At 70.3% G+C, this 16,157-nt stretch carries 12 protein-coding genes; 3 read left to right on the forward strand and 9 right to left on the reverse strand.

Features of this window, described 5'->3' with window-relative positions; all coding sequences use genetic code 11:
- Positions 1-7 precede the first annotated feature (7 nt).
- Positions 8-997 (reverse strand): catabolite repressor/activator, encoded by a 990-nt coding sequence (gene cra / locus PSPA7_RS07550; RefSeq protein WP_012074749.1) that lies wholly within the window; start codon positions 995-997, stop codon positions 8-10.
- A 327-nt stretch (positions 998-1,324) separates the two neighbouring features.
- Between cra and ptsP the strand changes: the two genes are divergently transcribed.
- Genes ptsP through PSPA7_RS07565 form a run of 3 tightly spaced genes read left to right on the forward strand, consistent with a single transcriptional unit; the run spans position 1,325 to position 6,898 of the window.
- Complete coding sequence (gene ptsP / locus PSPA7_RS07555; protein WP_012074750.1) at positions 1,325-4,195, forward strand: phosphoenolpyruvate--protein phosphotransferase; 2,871 nt, start codon at positions 1,325-1,327, stop codon at positions 4,193-4,195.
- The gene (gene pfkB / locus PSPA7_RS07560; protein WP_041025304.1) at positions 4,195-5,139 is read left to right on the forward strand and encodes a 1-phosphofructokinase; all 945 of its coding nucleotides are present in this window, start codon (positions 4,195-4,197) and stop codon (positions 5,137-5,139) included. The genes ptsP and pfkB overlap by 1 nt, the downstream gene beginning before the upstream one ends.
- 1 nt (position 5,140) lies before the next feature.
- A complete protein-coding gene (locus PSPA7_RS07565) occupies positions 5,141-6,898 on the forward strand; it encodes a fructose-specific PTS transporter subunit EIIC (protein ID WP_012074752.1) in 1,758 nt (585 codons plus the stop codon).
- A 152-nt stretch (positions 6,899-7,050) separates the two neighbouring features.
- Here PSPA7_RS07565 and PSPA7_RS07570 read toward each other — a convergent pair whose 3' ends face one another.
- The 8 genes from PSPA7_RS07570 to arnB are packed head-to-tail and all read right to left on the reverse strand — an operon-like array spanning position 7,051 to position 15,875.
- Positions 7,051-8,445 (reverse strand): UDP-glucose 6-dehydrogenase, encoded by a 1,395-nt coding sequence (locus PSPA7_RS07570; RefSeq protein WP_012074753.1) that lies wholly within the window; start codon positions 8,443-8,445, stop codon positions 7,051-7,053.
- Positions 8,442-8,855, reverse strand: coding sequence for a 4-amino-4-deoxy-L-arabinose-phosphoundecaprenol flippase subunit ArnF (gene arnF, locus PSPA7_RS07575; RefSeq protein WP_012074754.1), 414 nt, complete (start codon positions 8,853-8,855; stop codon positions 8,442-8,444). The genes PSPA7_RS07570 and arnF overlap by 4 nt, the downstream gene beginning before the upstream one ends.
- Positions 8,852-9,199: an EamA family transporter gene (locus tag PSPA7_RS07580; protein WP_012074755.1), complete on the reverse strand. Its 348-nt coding sequence runs from the start codon at positions 9,197-9,199 to the stop codon at positions 8,852-8,854. The genes arnF and PSPA7_RS07580 overlap by 4 nt, the downstream gene beginning before the upstream one ends.
- Complete coding sequence (arnT, locus tag PSPA7_RS07585) at positions 9,196-10,845, reverse strand: lipid IV(A) 4-amino-4-deoxy-L-arabinosyltransferase (protein ID WP_012074756.1); 1,650 nt, start codon at positions 10,843-10,845, stop codon at positions 9,196-9,198. The genes PSPA7_RS07580 and arnT overlap by 4 nt, the downstream gene beginning before the upstream one ends.
- Positions 10,842-11,729 (reverse strand): 4-deoxy-4-formamido-L-arabinose-phosphoundecaprenol deformylase, encoded by an 888-nt coding sequence (gene arnD, locus PSPA7_RS07590; protein WP_012074757.1) that lies wholly within the window; start codon positions 11,727-11,729, stop codon positions 10,842-10,844. Before arnD ends, arnT begins: the two co-directional genes overlap by 4 nt.
- Positions 11,726-13,714, reverse strand: a complete 1,989-nt coding sequence (gene arnA / locus PSPA7_RS07595) for a bifunctional UDP-4-amino-4-deoxy-L-arabinose formyltransferase/UDP-glucuronic acid oxidase ArnA (protein ID WP_012074758.1) — start codon at positions 13,712-13,714, stop codon at positions 11,726-11,728. The genes arnD and arnA overlap by 4 nt, the downstream gene beginning before the upstream one ends.
- Entirely contained in the window at positions 13,711-14,730 is a 1,020-nt protein-coding gene (gene arnC / locus PSPA7_RS07600; protein ID WP_012074759.1) for an undecaprenyl-phosphate 4-deoxy-4-formamido-L-arabinose transferase, read from the reverse strand. The genes arnA and arnC overlap by 4 nt, the downstream gene beginning before the upstream one ends.
- The gene (gene arnB / locus PSPA7_RS07605) at positions 14,727-15,875 is read right to left on the reverse strand and encodes a UDP-4-amino-4-deoxy-L-arabinose aminotransferase (protein WP_012074760.1); all 1,149 of its coding nucleotides are present in this window, start codon (positions 15,873-15,875) and stop codon (positions 14,727-14,729) included. The genes arnC and arnB overlap by 4 nt, the downstream gene beginning before the upstream one ends.
- Positions 15,876-16,157 lie beyond the last annotated feature (282 nt).

The raw sequence follows: 16,157 nt of genomic DNA on the forward strand, positions 1-16,157 counted from the left end.
GGTCGGCTCAGCTGCGCAGCTTGAGTTGCCGGGGGACGGCGTGCAGGCCCGGCCGGTAGTCGTTTTCCTCGACCGCGCGGAGCGCCAGTTCGAGGGCGTTGGCGGCGATCAGCGCGTGCTGCTGGTAGATCGAGTTGACCTTCAGCGGCACGAAGTCGAGCAGCTGGGTGTCGCCGAAGGTCGCCACCCGCAAGCGCTCGGGCCAGCCGTCGGCGCGCGCCTGGAACACGTCGAAGACCCCTTCGAGAAGCACGTAGGCGGTGGTCACCAGGGCGTCGGGCAGGTAGCCCAGGCGCTCCAGCAATTGTTCCATCAGGCGCCGTCCACACTCGCGGCTGAACACCTCGGCATGCTCGACGATGACTTCGCCGCGGAAGTCCTCCAGTGCCTGGCGGAAGCCGGCGGCGCGGTCATGGCTGATGATCAGGTCCGCCCGCGCGCCGAGCAGGGCGATATGGCGCGGCGCCGGTCGCAGCAGGGTTTCGGTGAGGCGGCGCGCGGCGTCCTGGTCGTCGCTGATCACCGAGGCGAATTGCCGCGGCTCGAGCTGGCGGTCGATGGCCACCACCGGCAGGCCTTCGGCGAGCAGCCGGGCATGGGTATCATCCCCGGCCGGCAGGCAACTGGCGACGATCAGCGCGTCGCAGCGGCGCGCGCGGAACAGGTTGACGACCTGGCGCTCGGTCTCCGGCTCGTCGTCGGAGCAGGCGATCAGCAACTGGTAGCCGCGTGCCCGGGCGCCTTGTTCGAGTTGCTTGGCGAGGCGGGCGTAGCTGGGGTTTTCCAGGTCCGGGAGGATGAAGCCGAGGGTGCGGGTCTGCCCGCGGCGCAGGCCGGCGGCCTGCTGGTCCGGCTGGTAGCCGTGTTCCTCGACCACGGCAAGCACGCGTTCGACGGTGGCGGCGCTGATGCGCCGCTGGGCGGCCTTGCCATTGATGACATAGCTGGCGGTGGTCACCGAGACCCCGGCCAGGCGGGCGATATCACTGAGTTTCAAACCGATCTCTACTGGGAGCGACGACAAGTTGGGCTTCAAGGATCAATCATTATCGGGTAACGTGCCAATTTAATTAAGTGAATCGATTCAGCAAAAAATTCCGGCGAAGCCGGCGCCACCTGCCCCAGGCTGCCTCGCGCAGCCCGAACGACGCGCCGCCCACGCCATGGCTGATCGATGACAACAAGCGGATCACCGCCCCAGGCTGTACGGAAGGCTCCCGCGAGCCGCTTTCCGCTACCGCCGGCACATCCTGCGCTCGCGCCCCGGCGCGGCGGGACGATCCGGACGTGAGACGGGGAGCCGTTCGCTCCTGAGGAGGTTTCCATGCTCGAACTCGATACCCGGCAGATCCGCATGCGCCAGCGCGCCGCGGACAAGGCCGAAGCCCTGCGCCTGCTCGGCGAGGCGCTGGTCGCCGACGGCCTGGCCGCGCCCGGCTACGCCGAAGGACTGAAGGCGCGCGAGGCGCAAGGCTCCACCTATCTCGGCCAGGGCATCGCCATCCCCCACGGGACCCCGGACACCCGCGAGCTGGTCTTCAGCACCGGCGTGCGCCTGTTGCAGTTTCCCGAGGGGGTGGACTGGGGCGATGGCCAGCGGGTCTACCTGGCCATCGGCATCGCGGCGAAGTCCGACGAACACCTGCACCTGCTGCAACTGCTCACCCGCGCCCTCGGCGAGGCCGACCTGGGACCGGCGCTGAGCGCGGCCGCCAGCGCCGAGGAAGTCCTCCGCCTGTTGCAGGGCGCGCCGCAGGAGCTGGCGCTGGACGCGCAGTTGGTCGGCCTCGGGCAGAATGCCGAGGACTTCGACGAACTGGCCTGGCTCGGCGCGCGCCTGCTGAAGAAGGCCGGCTGCGTGGACAACGGCTTCGCCGCCGTGCTGCAACAGGCAGAACCGCTGCCGCTGGGCGAGGGGCTGTGCTGGTTGCACAGCGAACAATTGGTCAAGCGCCCCGGGCTGGCCTTCGTCACTCCGGCGCAACCGTTGCAGCACCAGGGGCAACTGGTCACCGGGCTGTTCTGCCTGGCCAGCCTGGGCGAAGCGCACCAGGCGCTGCTCGAACGCCTGTGCGACCTGTTGCTGGAAGGGCGTGGCGCCGAGCTGGTGGGCGCCACCAGCAGCCGCAGCGTACTCGCCGCGCTCGGCGGCGAGCTGCCGCCGGACTGGCCCAGCGCGCGGGTGGTCCTGGCCAACCCGCATGGCCTGCATGCCCGCCCGGCGCAGGCGCTGGCGCAACTGGCCAAGGGCTTCGCCGGGGAGATCCGCGTACGCCTGGCCGATAGCGACGCGCTTCCCGTTTCGGCGAAGAGTCTGAGCAGGCTGCTCGCCCTCGGCGCGCGGCGCGGCCAGGCGCTGGAGTTCAGCGCCGAGCCGGCGATCGCCGAGAACGCGCTGCCGGCCTTGCTGGCCGCGGTGCGCGAGGGCCTGGGCGAGGAGGTCGAGGCGCTGGCGGAGGAGGTCTTTCCCGCGTCCCTCGCCGAGGCGGAAGAGAACGACCGGCCGGCGCCGCTGTGCGCCGGCGACCGGCTGCCGGCGATCGCCGCGTCGCCGGGCATCGCCAGCGGTCCGGCGCATGTGCAGGTGGCGCAGCGTTTCGAGTTCCAGCCGCGCGGCGAGTCGCCGGCCCATGAACGCGAGCGCCTGCTGCGGGCCAGGCGGGCGGTGGACGAGGAGATCGTCGGCCTGGTCGAACGCAGCACGGTGAAGGCGATCCGCGAGATTTTCGTCACCCACCGGGAGATGCTCGACGATCCGGAACTGGCCGAGCAGGTGCAACTGCGCCTGAATCGCGGCGAAAGCGCCGAGGCGGCCTGGAGCGGGGTGGTGGAGGAACTCGCGACGCAGCAGGAGGCACTGCGCGACGCGCTGCTCGCCGAACGCGCCGCTGACCTGCGCGACCTCGGCCGGCGGGTGCTGGCCAGGCTCTGCGGGGTGGAGGCGCCGCGCGAGCCGGAGCAGCCGTACATCCTGGTGATGGACGAGGTCGGCCCCTCCGATGTCGCCCGCCTCGACCCACAGCGGGTCGCCGGCATCCTCACGGCGCGCGGCGGCGCCACCTCGCACAGCGCGATCATCGCCCGCGCCCTCGGCATCCCGGCACTGGTCGGCGCCGGCGCGGCGGTGCTCGGCCTGGAGCCGGGTACGGCGCTGCTGCTGGATGGCGTGCACGGCTGGTTGCAGGTGGCGCCGAGCGTCGAACAGTTGCGCCAGGCCGCCGCCGAGCGCGATGCCCGCCAGCAGCGCCAGGCCCGCGCCGACGCGCAGCGCCTGGAGCCGGCGCGGACCCGCGACGGCCACGCCGTGGAAGTCTGCGCCAACCTTGGCGACACCTCCGGCGCGGCGCGCGCGGTGGAACTGGGCGCCGAGGGCGTCGGCCTGCTGCGCACCGAATTCGTCTTCATGAACCATCCCCAGGCACCCGACCTGGCGACCCAGGAGGCCGAGTACCGCCGCGTGTTCGACGCCCTCGACGGGCGCCCGCTGGTGGCGCGGACCCTGGATGTCGGCGGGGACAAGCCGCTGGCGTACTGGCCGATCCCCCACGAGGAGAACCCCTACCTGGGCTTGCGCGGCATTCGTCTGGCCCTGCGGCGCCCGCAGATCCTCGAGACCCAGCTGCGCGCGCTGTTCCGCGCCGCCGGGGAGCGGCCGCTGCGGGTGATGTTCCCGATGGTCGGCAGCCTCGATGAATGGCGCCGGGCGCGCGACCTGGCGCTGCGCCTGCGCGAGGAGATCGCGCTGGCCGACCTGCAACTGGGGATCATGGTCGAGGTGCCCTCGGCGGCGTTGCTGGCGCCGGTGCTGGCCCGCGAGGTGGACTTCTTCAGCATCGGCACCAACGACCTGACCCAGTACACCCTGGCCATCGATCGCGGACACCCGAGCCTTTCGGCCCAGGCCGACGGCCTGCATCCGGCGGTGCTGCAACTGATCGACATGACCGTCCGCGCCGCCCACGCCGAGGGCAAGTGGGTCGGCGTCTGCGGCGAACTGGCGGCCGACCCGCTGGCGTTGCCGCTGCTGGTCGGCCTGGGAGTCGACGAGCTGAGTGTCTCGGCGCGCAGCATCGCCCTGGTCAAGGCCGGCGTGCGCGAACTGGAGCTGGTCGCCGCGCGCGGCCTGGCCGGCAAAGCCCTGGGCCTGGCGAGCGCCGCCGAAGTCCGGGCCCTGGTGGAAGCGGAGGTGCAATGATGGCGCGGATCCTGACGATTACCCTGAACCCGGCGCTGGACCTTACCGTGCGCCTGCGCCAGCTGGAACTGGGGGCGGTCAACCGCAGCGAGGCGGTGCTGACTCAGGCTGCCGGCAAGGGCCTGAACGTCGCCCAGGTGCTCGCCGACCTCGGCCACCGGTTGACGGTCAGCGGCTTCCTCGGCGAAGACAACCAGCCGCCGTTCACCGCCATGTTCCAGCGTCGTGGCTTCGCCGATGCGTTCGTCCGGGTGCCGGGCGAAACCCGCAGCAACATCAAGCTGGCCGAGCGCGGCGGGCGCGTCAGCGACCTCAACGGGCCGGGCCCGGAGGCCGACGAGCGAGCCCAGGCGGCGTTGCTCGAACGCCTCGACCGGCTTGCCGGAGAGCACGAGCTGGCGGTGGTCGCCGGCAGCCTGCCGCGCGGGGTCGCGCCGGAATGGCTGGGCGAACTGCTGCGGCGCTTGCGGCGCCTCGGCCTGAAGGTCGCCTTCGACAGCAGCGGCGCGGCCCTGCGCGAAGGTGTGAAGGCTGCGCCGTGGATGATCAAGCCGAACGTCGAGGAACTGGCCGACCTCTGCTCGGCGCCGATGGATGACCTGGTCGCACAGCGCCAGGCGGCCGAACGCCTGCGCCATGACGGGGTAGGCCAGGTGGTGATTTCCCAGGGCGCCGCGGGGGTCAACTGGTTCGCCGCCGAGGGTGCCTGGCAGGCGCGGCCGCCGGCGGTGGAAGTGGCCAGCACGGTGGGCGCCGGCGATTCCCTGCTGGCCGGCATGGTCCACGGCCTGGCCAGCGGCTGGCCGGCCGAACGGGTGCTGCGCCAGGCCACCGCCATCGCCAGCCTGGCGGTGACCCAGTTCGAGTTCGGCATCGGCGATCCGCAGCGCCTGGCGCGGATCGAAGCGGGCGTCGTGGTACAGCCATTGGTCGAGGAGGCCTGAGATGAAACTAGCGATCGTCACCGCCTGCCCTGGCGGACAGGTCACCAGCGTGCTCGCCGCGCGCCTGCTGCAGGGCGCCGCCGAGCGCCTGGGCTGGGCAACCTGCGTCGAGGCGAATGCCGGGCCGAGGCCCGAGGGCGGACTGAGCGCCGAACAGATCGCCGAAGCCGACTGGGTCCTGCTGGTCGGCGTCGAGCCGCTGCCGGCGGCGCGCTTCGTCGGCAAACCGGTGTTTCGCGCGCGTCCCGCCGAGGCGCTGGCCGATCCGCGCGGCTTCCTCCAGCGGGCCGCCGCCTCGGCGAGCGTGGAGATCGCCGGGGACGAGGCCGGCCTGGTGGCGCCGAAGGCCGGAGCGGCACCGCGGATCGTCGCGGTGACCGCCTGTCCGACCGGCGTGGCGCACACTTTCATGGCCGCCGAGGCGTTGCAGGTCGCAGCGGGGCAACTGGGCTACGCGTTGCAGGTCGAGACCCAGGGCTCGGTCGGCGCGCGCAACCCGCTCGACCCGGCGGACATCGCCGCCGCCGACGTGGTCCTGCTGGCCGCCGACATCGACGTGGACACGGCCCGTTTCGCCGGCAGGAAGATCTACCGTTGCGGCACCGGCGTGGCCCTCAAGCAGGCCCGCGCGACGCTCGAGCGGGCGCTGGCGGAAGGGCAGGTCGAGAGCGCGGGCGCAGCCAGCGCGGTGGTCGCCAGGGACGAGAAGCGCGGGGTGTACAAGCACCTGCTGACCGGGGTGTCGTTCATGTTGCCGATGGTGGTCGCGGGCGGCCTGCTGATCGCCCTGTCGCTGGCCTTCGGCATCGATGCCTACAAGCAGCCGGGCAGCCTGGCGGCGGTGCTGAGGACGGTCGGCGACACGGCGTTCGTCCTGATGGTGCCGATGCTCGCCGGCTACATCGCCTATTCCATCGCCGACCGCCCGGGCCTGGCGCCGGGCATGCTCGGCGGCCTGCTCGCCGGGACCCTCGGCGCCGGGTTCATCGGCGGCATAGTCGCCGGCTTCATCGCCGGCTATGCGGCGCGGGCCATCAGCCGCGGGCTGAGGCTGCCGGCGAGCCTGGAAGCGCTGAAACCGATCCTGGTCATCCCGCTGCTGGCCAGCCTGGCCACCGGCCTGCTGATGCTCTACGTGGTCGGCAAGCCGGTGGCCGGCATGCTCGCGGCGCTGACCGGGTTCCTCGATGGCATGGGCACCTCCAACGCCATCCTGCTCGGCCTGCTGCTCGGCGGAATGATGTGCGTCGACCTCGGCGGACCGGTGAACAAGGCCGCCTACGCCTTCTCCGTCGGCCTGCTCTCGTCGCACAGCTACGCGCCGATGGCGGCGGTGATGGCGGCGGGCATGGTGCCGCCGATCGGCATGGGCCTGGCGACCCTGCTGGCGCGGCGCAAGTTCGCCGAGAGCGAGCGGCAGGCCGGCAAGGCGGCCTCGGTGCTGGGGCTGTGCTTCATCTCCGAAGGCGCCATCCCGTTCGCCGCCAAGGACCCGCTGCGGGTGATCCCGGCGAGCATCGCCGGCGGCGCGCTGACCGGCGCCCTGTCGATGTATTTCGGCTGCAAGTTGCAGGCGCCGCACGGCGGGCTGTTCGTCATGCTGGTGCCCAACGCGATCAACCACGCCCTGGCGTACCTGCTGGCGATCGTCGCCGGCAGCCTGCTTACCGGGCTGCTCTACGCCGCGCTCAAGCGCGGTGCCGAGCCGGAACTGGCGCTGGGGGCCTCGCCCTCGCGGGAACCAGCGGCTGGCGGATAACCGCGAGGCGATCATGCGCCCTACACCACCTGAGCGACGTGGCAGGGGGGAGGGCGAATAACGCCACGGGCGTTATCCGCCGATACTCCGGCGAACCGGCGAATAACCGCAGCGGTTATTCGCCCCAGCGGTCGATCCGACCTGGGGCGGCCTCAGGCCTGGCGCAACAGGCGCAAGCCATCCTCCTGTGCGAGGCTGGCCTCGTTGATCGGCAGCGAGCAGGACTGCCCGCGCCCCATCGGGTAGTAGTGGAAGCCGTGGCGGGCCATGCGCTCAGGGTCGTAGAGGTTGCGCCCGTCGAAGATCACCGGGGCCTTCAGGCGTTCCTTGAGCAGTTCGAAATCCGGCGCCTTGAATTGCTGCCACTCGGTGCAGATGACCAGCGCGTCGGCGCCTCCCAGGGTTGCCTCGGGAGTGCCCATCAGGCTCAGGCGTTCGTCGTGGCCGTAGAGCCGCTGGGTTTCCCGCATGGCTTCGGGATCGTAGGCGCGCACCTGCGCGCCGTGGCGCCAGAGCGCTTCCATCAGTTCGCGGCTGGGCGCGTCGCGCATGTCGTCGGTGTTCGGCTTGAAGGCCAGGCCCCAGAGGGCGAAGGTCTTGCCGCGCAGGTCGCCGTCGTAGAACACCCGGATGCGTTCGAACAGCTTGTGCTTCTGCCGCTGGTTGATCGCCTCCACTGCCTGCAACAGGTCGCTGGAGCAATGCGCCTGCTCGGCGCTGTGGATCAGCGCGCGCATGTCCTTGGGGAAACAGGAGCCGCCGTAGCCGCAGCCGGGGTAGATGAAGTGGTAGCCGATCCGCGGGTCGGCGCCGATGCCCTGGCGTACCGCCTCGATGTCGGCGCCGAGGTGTTCGGCCAGTTCGGCGATCTGGTTGATGAAGCTGATCTTGGTCGCCAGCATGCCGTTCGCCGCGTACTTGGTCAGCTCGGCGCTGCGCAGGCCCATGAACAGCATGCGCTCGTGGTTGCGGTTGAACGGCTCGTAGAGTTCGCGCATCACCTGGCGCACCTCTTCGTTGTCGCAGCCGACCACGATGCGGTCGGGGCGTCGGCAGTCGGCGACGGCGGAGCCTTCCTTGAGGAATTCCGGATTGGAGACGATCTCGAATTCCAGTTCGCGGCCGTCGGCTTCCAGGCGCCGCTCGATGTGCGCGCGCAGGCGGTCGCCGGTGCCCACCGGCACGGTGGACTTTTCCACCACGATCACCGGCTTGCGGCGGTGCTCGGCGATGGCATCGGCCACCGCGAACACCGCGCCGAGGTCGGCGGCGCCGTCCGCGCCGGGCGGCGTGCCGACGGCGATGAACTGCACCCGGCCATGTTCCACGGCGAGGCGCGCATCGCTGGTGAAGCGCAGGCGGCCACTGTCCAGGCCGTCGCGCAGCAAGGCGTCGAGCCCGGGTTCGTAGATGCTGGCGAGGCCTGCGGCGAGGCGTTCGACCTTGTTCCGGTCGATGTCCATGCACAACACATCGTGGCCCACCTCGGCGAGGACGGCGGCCTGCACCAGTCCCACATAGCCACTGCCGAATACGCTGATCTTCATAGTGCTTTCCTCGACGGATGATGCGCGGGCGCGGCAGCGGTGCGGCGGGCGTTGACGGTCAACACGCCGAGCACCACCAGGCCCACGCCCAGGGTCTTGCCGGTAGTGAAGGTTTCCTCGAACGCCGGCAGGCTCGCCGCCAGCAGGTAGACCAGCGCGTAGCTGGCGCTCAACAGGCTGTAGGCGCGGCCCAGCGGCAGGTGGCGCAGGGCGGCCAGCCAGCACAGCAGGGAGGCGGCATAGGCCGCCACCGCCAGGGCCACCGCGAGCAGCGCGGCGTGCTCCGGCGTTTGCCCGGCCCAGGCTTCCGGCAGCGGCAGGCGGCTCATGCCCCAGCGCATGCCGAGCTGGGCGGCGCTGACCAGCAGCACGCTGCCCAGGGCCGCCAGCCAGCCGCGCGGCACGTTCATGCCTGCCTTCCGAGCAGGGCCACGCCGGCGACGATCAGCAGCAGGCCGGCGAGGTGGCGGCGATCCACCGGCTCATCGAAGACGAAGCGTGCCACCAGGGTGACCAGGACGAAGTTCAGCGCCAGCATCGGATAGGCGCTGCCGACTTCCACCCGTTGCAGGAGCAGCAGCCAGCAGGCCAGTCCGAGTCCGAGGGCGAGCAGCGCCAGCCACGGCCACGGACTGCGCAGGCGCGCCGCCCAGCCGTCGGCGGCGACCAGGCGCCAGTGCTCCACGGTGAGCTTCTGCGCAACCTGGCCGAGGCCGGTCATGAGCAGGGTGGCGAGCAGCAGCGCGGCGCTCATGGGCGCACCTGCGGCAGGACCGCCAGGACCAGGTTGCCGTTCCGGTAGCGTTCGCCGTCGCCCGGCAACAGCGCCAGTTGGTAGCGGTCGCTAGCGCTGTTGATCCGCAGCAGCACGGCAACCGAGCCGTCCTGGCGTGCCCGCCAGAGCCACTGGCGGATGTCTGCCAAGGGCACGCTGCGCTGGCTGTGCTCGGGGTAGGAGAGGCCGTACTTCAGCTCGCCGCGCGTGTCGTAGAGCGTCACGTCGCCACGGCGCAGGCGCCAGGCGAGGGCCGAGGCGGCGCCGAGGTCGTTGCTCAGCAGATGGCGGGCGCCGGTCAGTTCGTCGAGGTGTTCGGCGACGAACAGGTCGGGGGTCTTGTTCTGCACCACCTGGTTGGGCATCGCCGCCGGCAGCAGCGCGATCAGTACCCAGCTCGCCAGCAGCGGCGCGGCCCAGGCGCGTAGCGGGTAGCGCCACTGGGCGAGGCCGGCGGCGGCCCAGGCGCCGATCACCAGCAGGACCAGGAACAGCTCGAAGGGTTCTTCCTGGTACACCGGCTTGCGCAGTTGCAGGTAGGCCAGGGCCGCCAGCGCGAGGAGCGCCAGGCCCAGGTTGAGCAGCCCGTTGCCGCGCAGCGCGAGGCTGTCCGCCTGGCGCAGCCGCTGCACCAGGGCGTGGCCCATGAGCAGCGCCAGCGGCAGCAGGCAGGGCATGATGTAGGTCGGCAGCTTGCCCCGGCTCAGGCTGAAGAACGCCAGCGGCAACAGCAGCCATAGCGCGAGGAACGCCACCGGCGGCTGGTGCCGCTCGTGCCAGGCCTGGCGCAGCGCGCTCGGCAGCAGGCCGCTCCAGGGCAGGCAGGCGACCGCCAGCAGCGGCAGGTAGAACCACCACGGGCGAGAGTGCTGGGCATCTTCGCCGGCGAAGCGGCGGATGTGTTCGTGCCAGAAGAAGAATCGCCAGTAGTCCGCTTCCCGCGCATGCACGGCGAGCGCCCAGGGCAGGCAGACGAGTAGCGCCACTAGCACCGCCAGCGCGCCGTAGCCGAGCAGCTCGCGCCAGCGCCGCTGCCAGAGCATGTAGGGCAGGGCGACCAGCACCGGCAGCAGCCAGGCGAGGAAGCCCTTGGTCAGGAAGCCCATGCCGCAGGCGAGGCCGAGCAGGGTCCAGCCGAGGAGGCGCGCGCGGCGGCTCCCCGCGTCGAGGGCGTACCACAGCGCCACCAGGCTCAGGTTGACCCAGAAGGTGAATTGAGGGTCGAGGTTGGCGTAGCCGGACTGCCCGGCGATCAACCCGAAGCTGGCGTAGAGCAGCGCGCACGCCAGGCTGGTGCGCGGGTCCCGCCACAGGCGGCGGGCCAGCAGGTAGGCGAGCAGGACGCTGAGGGCGGTGGCGACGACCGAGGCGATGCGCACGCCGAACAGGTTTTCGCCGAAGACCGCCTGACCGAGGGCGATCATCCAGTAGCCGGCGACCGGCTTCTCGAAGTAGCGCAGGCCGAGGAAGTGCGGCGACACCCAGTCGCCGCCCAGCAGCATCGCCTGGCTGATCTGCGCGTAGCGGGTCTCGTCGGGAATCCACAGGCCATGGTTGCTCAGCGGAACCAGGTAGAACAGGCCGAAGGCGATCAGCAGCAGTGACCAGGTCTGGCGGCGGTTCATGGCTGGCGCACTCCCAGCCAGCCCTCGCGACCGGCCAGACGGCCGCGCACCAGTTCGGCCAGCGGCAGGCTGCGTGGATCGTCCGGCAGCAGTTCGCCCAACGGGCGGAAGCGGATGCCACGCCGTTCGGCGCGCCGCAGCAGTTCGCGGAATGCCGGGGCGAGGAGCAGCCCCTCGACCTCGGCGTGGATGGTGTAGACGTTGTCGCGCCCAGCGGCGAAGCGTTCCAGGATGAAGTCGTTGTAGGCCTCGCGCGGCAGGCCGGGACCGACCACCTCGTCGAAGGTCGGCAGGTTCACCGGCACCTGCGGGATGCCGGGGCTGCCGTCGGCCAGGCGCGGGCGGAACGCGCCGCGTCCGCGGCAGTCGCTGTTGTAGCGGAAACCGAAGGGCTGCTTGGCCTCGACCACCCGGCCGTCGGCGCGCCAGCCGGCGGCGGCGGAACAGCGCACCGGCTGGCCGAGGATGTCCGCCAGGCAATCGCTGCCGCGGCGGATCTGCTCGCCGAGCTGCTGCGCGCTCCAGACGCCGGCGTGGGTCTGCCAGGCATGGTGGTCCCAGGCATGCAGGCCGACCTCGTGGCCGGCGGCCTGGGTCCGCCGCATCAGCGGGCCGAGTTCGCGGCCGATCGGCTTGCCCGGCCAGGCGGTGCCGGCCAGCAGGATGTCCCAGCCATACAGGCTGGCGGCGCGCGAGCGGAGCATCTTCCAGAGGAACGCCGGGCGCGCCAGGCGCCAGAGGTGGCGGCCCATGTTGTCCGGGCCGACGCTGAAGAAGAAGGTCGCCTTCAGCCCGGCTTCGTCGAGCAGGTCGAGCAGCCGCGGCACCCCGTCGCGGGTGCCGCGGAAGGTGTCGACGTCGATGCGCAGGCCGGCCTGGATCACGCCTGAGCCTCGCGCTCGCGGAGCGCTTCGTGGAGGAAGAAGTCGAGGGTCTTGCCGATGGTCTCGCGCAGTTCGATGGCGGGCTGCCAGTCGAGCAGGCGCCGGGCGTTTTCGATGCTCGGCTTGCGGTGGGCCACGTCCTGGTAGCCGTCGCCGTAGAAGCTGCGGCTCTCCACCTCGCGAAAGCCGGCGAAGGGCGGGAACTGCGCGCGCAGCGGGTGGGCCTCGAACTGGCGCAGCAGTTCCTCGCCGAGCTGGCGGATGCTCGCCTCGTTGTCCGGGTTGCCGATGTTGACGATCTGCCCGTCGCAGCGGCCGTCGCGGTTGTCGATGATCCGCGCGAGGGCCTCGATGCCGTCGTCGACGTCGGTGAAGCAGCGCTTCTGCGCGCCGCCGTCGACCAGGCGGATCGGCGTGCCTTCGACCAGGTGCAGGATGAGCTGGGTGATCGCCCGCGAGCTGCCGATCCGCGCCGACTCCAGGCGGTCCAGGCGCGGGCCCATCCAGTTGAACGGACGGAACAGGGTGAAGCGCAGGCCCTGCTGGCCGTAGGCCCAGATCACCCGGTCGAGCAACTGCTTGGACACCGAGTAGATCCAGCGCTGCTTGTTGATCGGCCCGACCACCAGGTTCGAGCGGTCTTCGTCGAAGTCCGGGTCCTGGCACATGCCGTAGACCTCGGAGGTGGAAGGGAACACCACGCGTTTGCCGTATTTCACGCAGTAGCGGACGATCCGCAGGTTTTCCTCGAAGTCCAGTTCGAACACCCGCAGCGGGTTGCGCGTGTACTCGATGGGCGTGGCGATGGCTACCAGTGGCAGGATCACGTCGCATTTCTTCACATGGTATTCGAGCCACTCCGAATGGATGCCGATGTCGCCTTCGACGAAGTGGAAATGCGGGTCGGCCTTGAGCCTTTCGATGGCGTCGGAGCCGATGTCCATGCCGTGGACCTCGTAGCGACCGTCGCGCAGCAGGCGTTCGGACAGGTGGTTGCCGATGAAACCGTTGACCCCGAGGATCAGCACCCGCGTGCGGCGCTGCGGGCCGGACGCCGGGCCGCGCAGGCGCGCGCCCTCGACCAGGCCCAGCTCGGTGGCCAGTTGCGTGCCGGCCAGGTACAGGCCGCGCTCGCCGCGCTGGCCGAAGCGCAGCACCAGCGAGTCCTCGCCGCAGGCGATCCGCAGCGGGTCGCAGGACAGTACGCTGCCCGGCTCGCGGCCGTGGTTGCCGGCGACCACCTCGGCGCTCCAGACGATCAGCTTCTGCTCGCCGACCTGGCAGAAGGCGCCGGGGTAGGGCTGGGTCACCGCGCGTACCAGGTCGTACAGCTGCCGTGCCGGCCTGTGCCAGTCGAGCAGGCCGTCCGCCGCGGTGCGCCGGCCGAAGTGGCTGGCCTGGCTCTCGTCCTGCTCGACTTCCGGCAGCACGCCGAGGGCGAGCAGCGGCAGGCTGTCGCGCAGCAGGGCGCCGGCGGCCTTGCGCAGCTTGCCGTGCAGGCTCAGGGCGGTGTCCTCGGGGTCGATGGCGACGGCCTGCTGGGCGAGGATCGGCCCGGCGTCGGCGCGCTCGACCATGCGATGCAGGGTCACCCCGGTCTGCGTTTCGCCGTTGACCAGTACCCAGTTCGCCGGTGCGCGTCCGCGGTAGCGCGGCAGCAGCGAACCGTGCAGGTTGTAGGCGCCGCGTGCGGCGCAGGCGAGCAGCTCGGCGCCGAGCAGGCGGCGGTAGTAGAAGGAGAACAGGAAGTCCGGGCGCAGTTGGCGGATACGCTCCAGCCACAGCGGATGGTTCACGTCCTCGGGCGCGTGCAGCGCAATGCCGCGCTCGGCGCAGAGGCGTGCGACCGAGGCGTAGAAGGTGTTTTCCCGTGGGTCGTCGGCATGGGTGAAGACGGCGGCGATCTCGTAGCCGGCATTGAGCAGGGCTTCGATACCGGTGCAACCGATGTCGTGGTAGGCGAAGACGACGGCTTTCGAGGTCATGGCGTGGAAGGCTCGCTGGATGAAGAGGTGAAACCGGCCCGCTGCAGGGCCGAGGGAAGCGCGGAAGGTGCGGCGCGGACCACGCGCTCGATGAAGAAGCGCGGCCGTGCGCGAACGTCGCTGTACATGCGCCCGAGGTACTCGCCGAGCAGGCCCATGCCGAGCAACTGCACGCCGCTGAACATGAACAGCACGGCGAACAGCACGAACAGGCCGTTACCGGCCCAGGCGGCGCCGAAGGCCAGGCGCAGCACGAGGAGGAACAGGGCGAAGAGGAAGCCGGCCAGGGCCATGCCGCCGCCGACCAGGCTGAGCAGGCGCAGCGGCGTGGTGGTCATGCAGGTGACCAGGTCGAACATCAGGTTGAGCAGGCGCATCGCGCTGTATTTCGATTCGCCGTGGGCGCGCTCGGCGTGGGCGACGCGGATCTCGCAGGTATGCCGGGCGAAGCCGTTTGCGAGGATCGGAATGAAGGTGCTGCGTTCGCGGCAGGCCAGCATCGCTTCGACGATGCTGCGCCGGTAGGCGCGCAGCATGCAGCCGTAGTCGTGCATGGCAACCCCGGTGGAGCGCTGCACCGCCAGGTTCACCAGGCGCGACGGCCAGCGCCGCCAGGCGGAATCGCGGCGATTGTCGCGGATGCTGCCGACCACGTCGTAGCCCTGCGCGGCGCGTTCCACCAGGCGCGGGATTTCCTCAGGCGGGTTCTGCAGGTCGGCGTCGAGGGTGATCACCAAGTCGCCGCGCGACTGCTCGAAGCCGGCGAGGATCGCCGCGTGCTGGCCGTAGTTGCGGTTGAGGATCACCGCCACCACGGCGCAGCCGTCGCGTTCGGCGGCGGCCTGCAAGAGTTCCGCGGAGCGGTCGCGACTGCCGTCGTCGACCAGCACGATCTCGAAGGCGCGGCCCAGCGAGCGACAGGCAGCCTCGGTGCGGCGCAGCAGTTCGGGCAGGCTGGCTTCCTCGTTGTAGACCGGGATGACCACCGAGACCAGGTCGATCGGATAGGGCTTCATCGACGTTTCTCCAGGATGTCCTCGATGGCGCGGGCGACGCGCTCGATGTCGTCGTCGCGCATGTCGGGGAACAGCGGGATGGAGCACAGGCGGGCCGAGTTCCACTCGCTGTTGGGCAGGCTCAGGCGCGGCTGGCGCTGGCGGTAGTAGTGGTGCAGGTGACTGGCGATGAAATGGATGCCGCTACCGATGCCGCGCGCCTTCAGGGCTTCCATGAAGGCGTCGCGGCCCAGGCCGCAGGCCTCGGCGTCGATGCGCAGGATGAACAGGTGCCAGGCGTGGCGCTGCGCGTGCGCGGGCAGGCCGAGCGGCGCCAGCGGCAGGCCGGCGAGGCGTTCCAGGTAGCGTTCGGCGAGGGCCTGGCGGCGCGCGTTGAGCGCGTCCAGGCGCTTGAGCTGGACCAGCGCGAGGGCGGCGTTGAGGTCGGCCAGGTTGTATTTGAAACCGGGCTCGATCACTTCCGCCTGCGGCTTGCGTCCATGGCTCAGGCGGTCGTAGGCATCGACCCCGAGGCCGTGGAACTTGAGGCGGCGGACCCGTTCGGCGAGGGCACTGTCGTCGCTGACGAACATCGCGCCTTCGGCGCAGGTCAGGTTCTTGATCGCGTGGAAGGAAAAGATCGCCGTGCCGCGGGCGCCTACCGGGCGCCCGCGGTATTCGCTGCCGACCGCGTGGGCGGCGTCCTCGACCAGGGCGATGCCGTGGCGCCCGGCGACCGTGCGCAGGCCTTCGAGATCCAGGGTGGAGCCGGCGTAGTGAACCGGCACGATGGCGCGGGTGCGCGGGCCGATGGCGGCTTCCACTGCCTGCGCCGAACACATCAGGGTGTCGCGGTCGACGTCGACGAACACCGGGGTGGCGCCGAGCAGGGTGATGACGTTGGCGGTGGAGACCCAGGTCAGCGACGGCGTGATCACTTCGTCGCCGGGGCCGATGCCCAGCGCCAGCAGGGTGACGTGCAGGGCGCCGGTGGCCGAGGATAGCGCCACCGCGTGGCGGCAGCCGAGGCGTTCGGCGAAGCGCTGTTCGAGCTCCTGGTTCTGCGGCCCGGTGGTGATCCAGCCGGAACGCAGGACCTGCTCCACGGCGGCGATTTCGTCCTCGCCGATGCTTGGCCGGGAGAATGGCAGAAAGTCCAGTGACATGTAATGAAGCCTCGGTACTGGGAGGGCGGTACGAAGAGGTTATTTATATGTCGCTGAATGCTGCCTGAACGTTTGTTAAGACTGGCTTAACGTCGCCTGAATGAATGCTGAATGAAGTTGGATAATCTGTAGGAATTGCTTGGAGCTAAAGAAATAGCGGGCTTCAGCTGTTTATTCAGGCATTTTTGATGTTTGCGGGAATGGCTCTTTGAATTTCCAGGGGGATTATCTTGCAGACTCTTTTAAATAATTAGAGGCAGGTGCCGGAAACAGAGCCGTATA

The sequence above is a fragment of the Pseudomonas paraeruginosa PA7 genome (assembly GCF_000017205.1).
GTDB classification, from domain to species: Bacteria; Pseudomonadota; Gammaproteobacteria; order Pseudomonadales; family Pseudomonadaceae; genus Pseudomonas; species Pseudomonas paraeruginosa.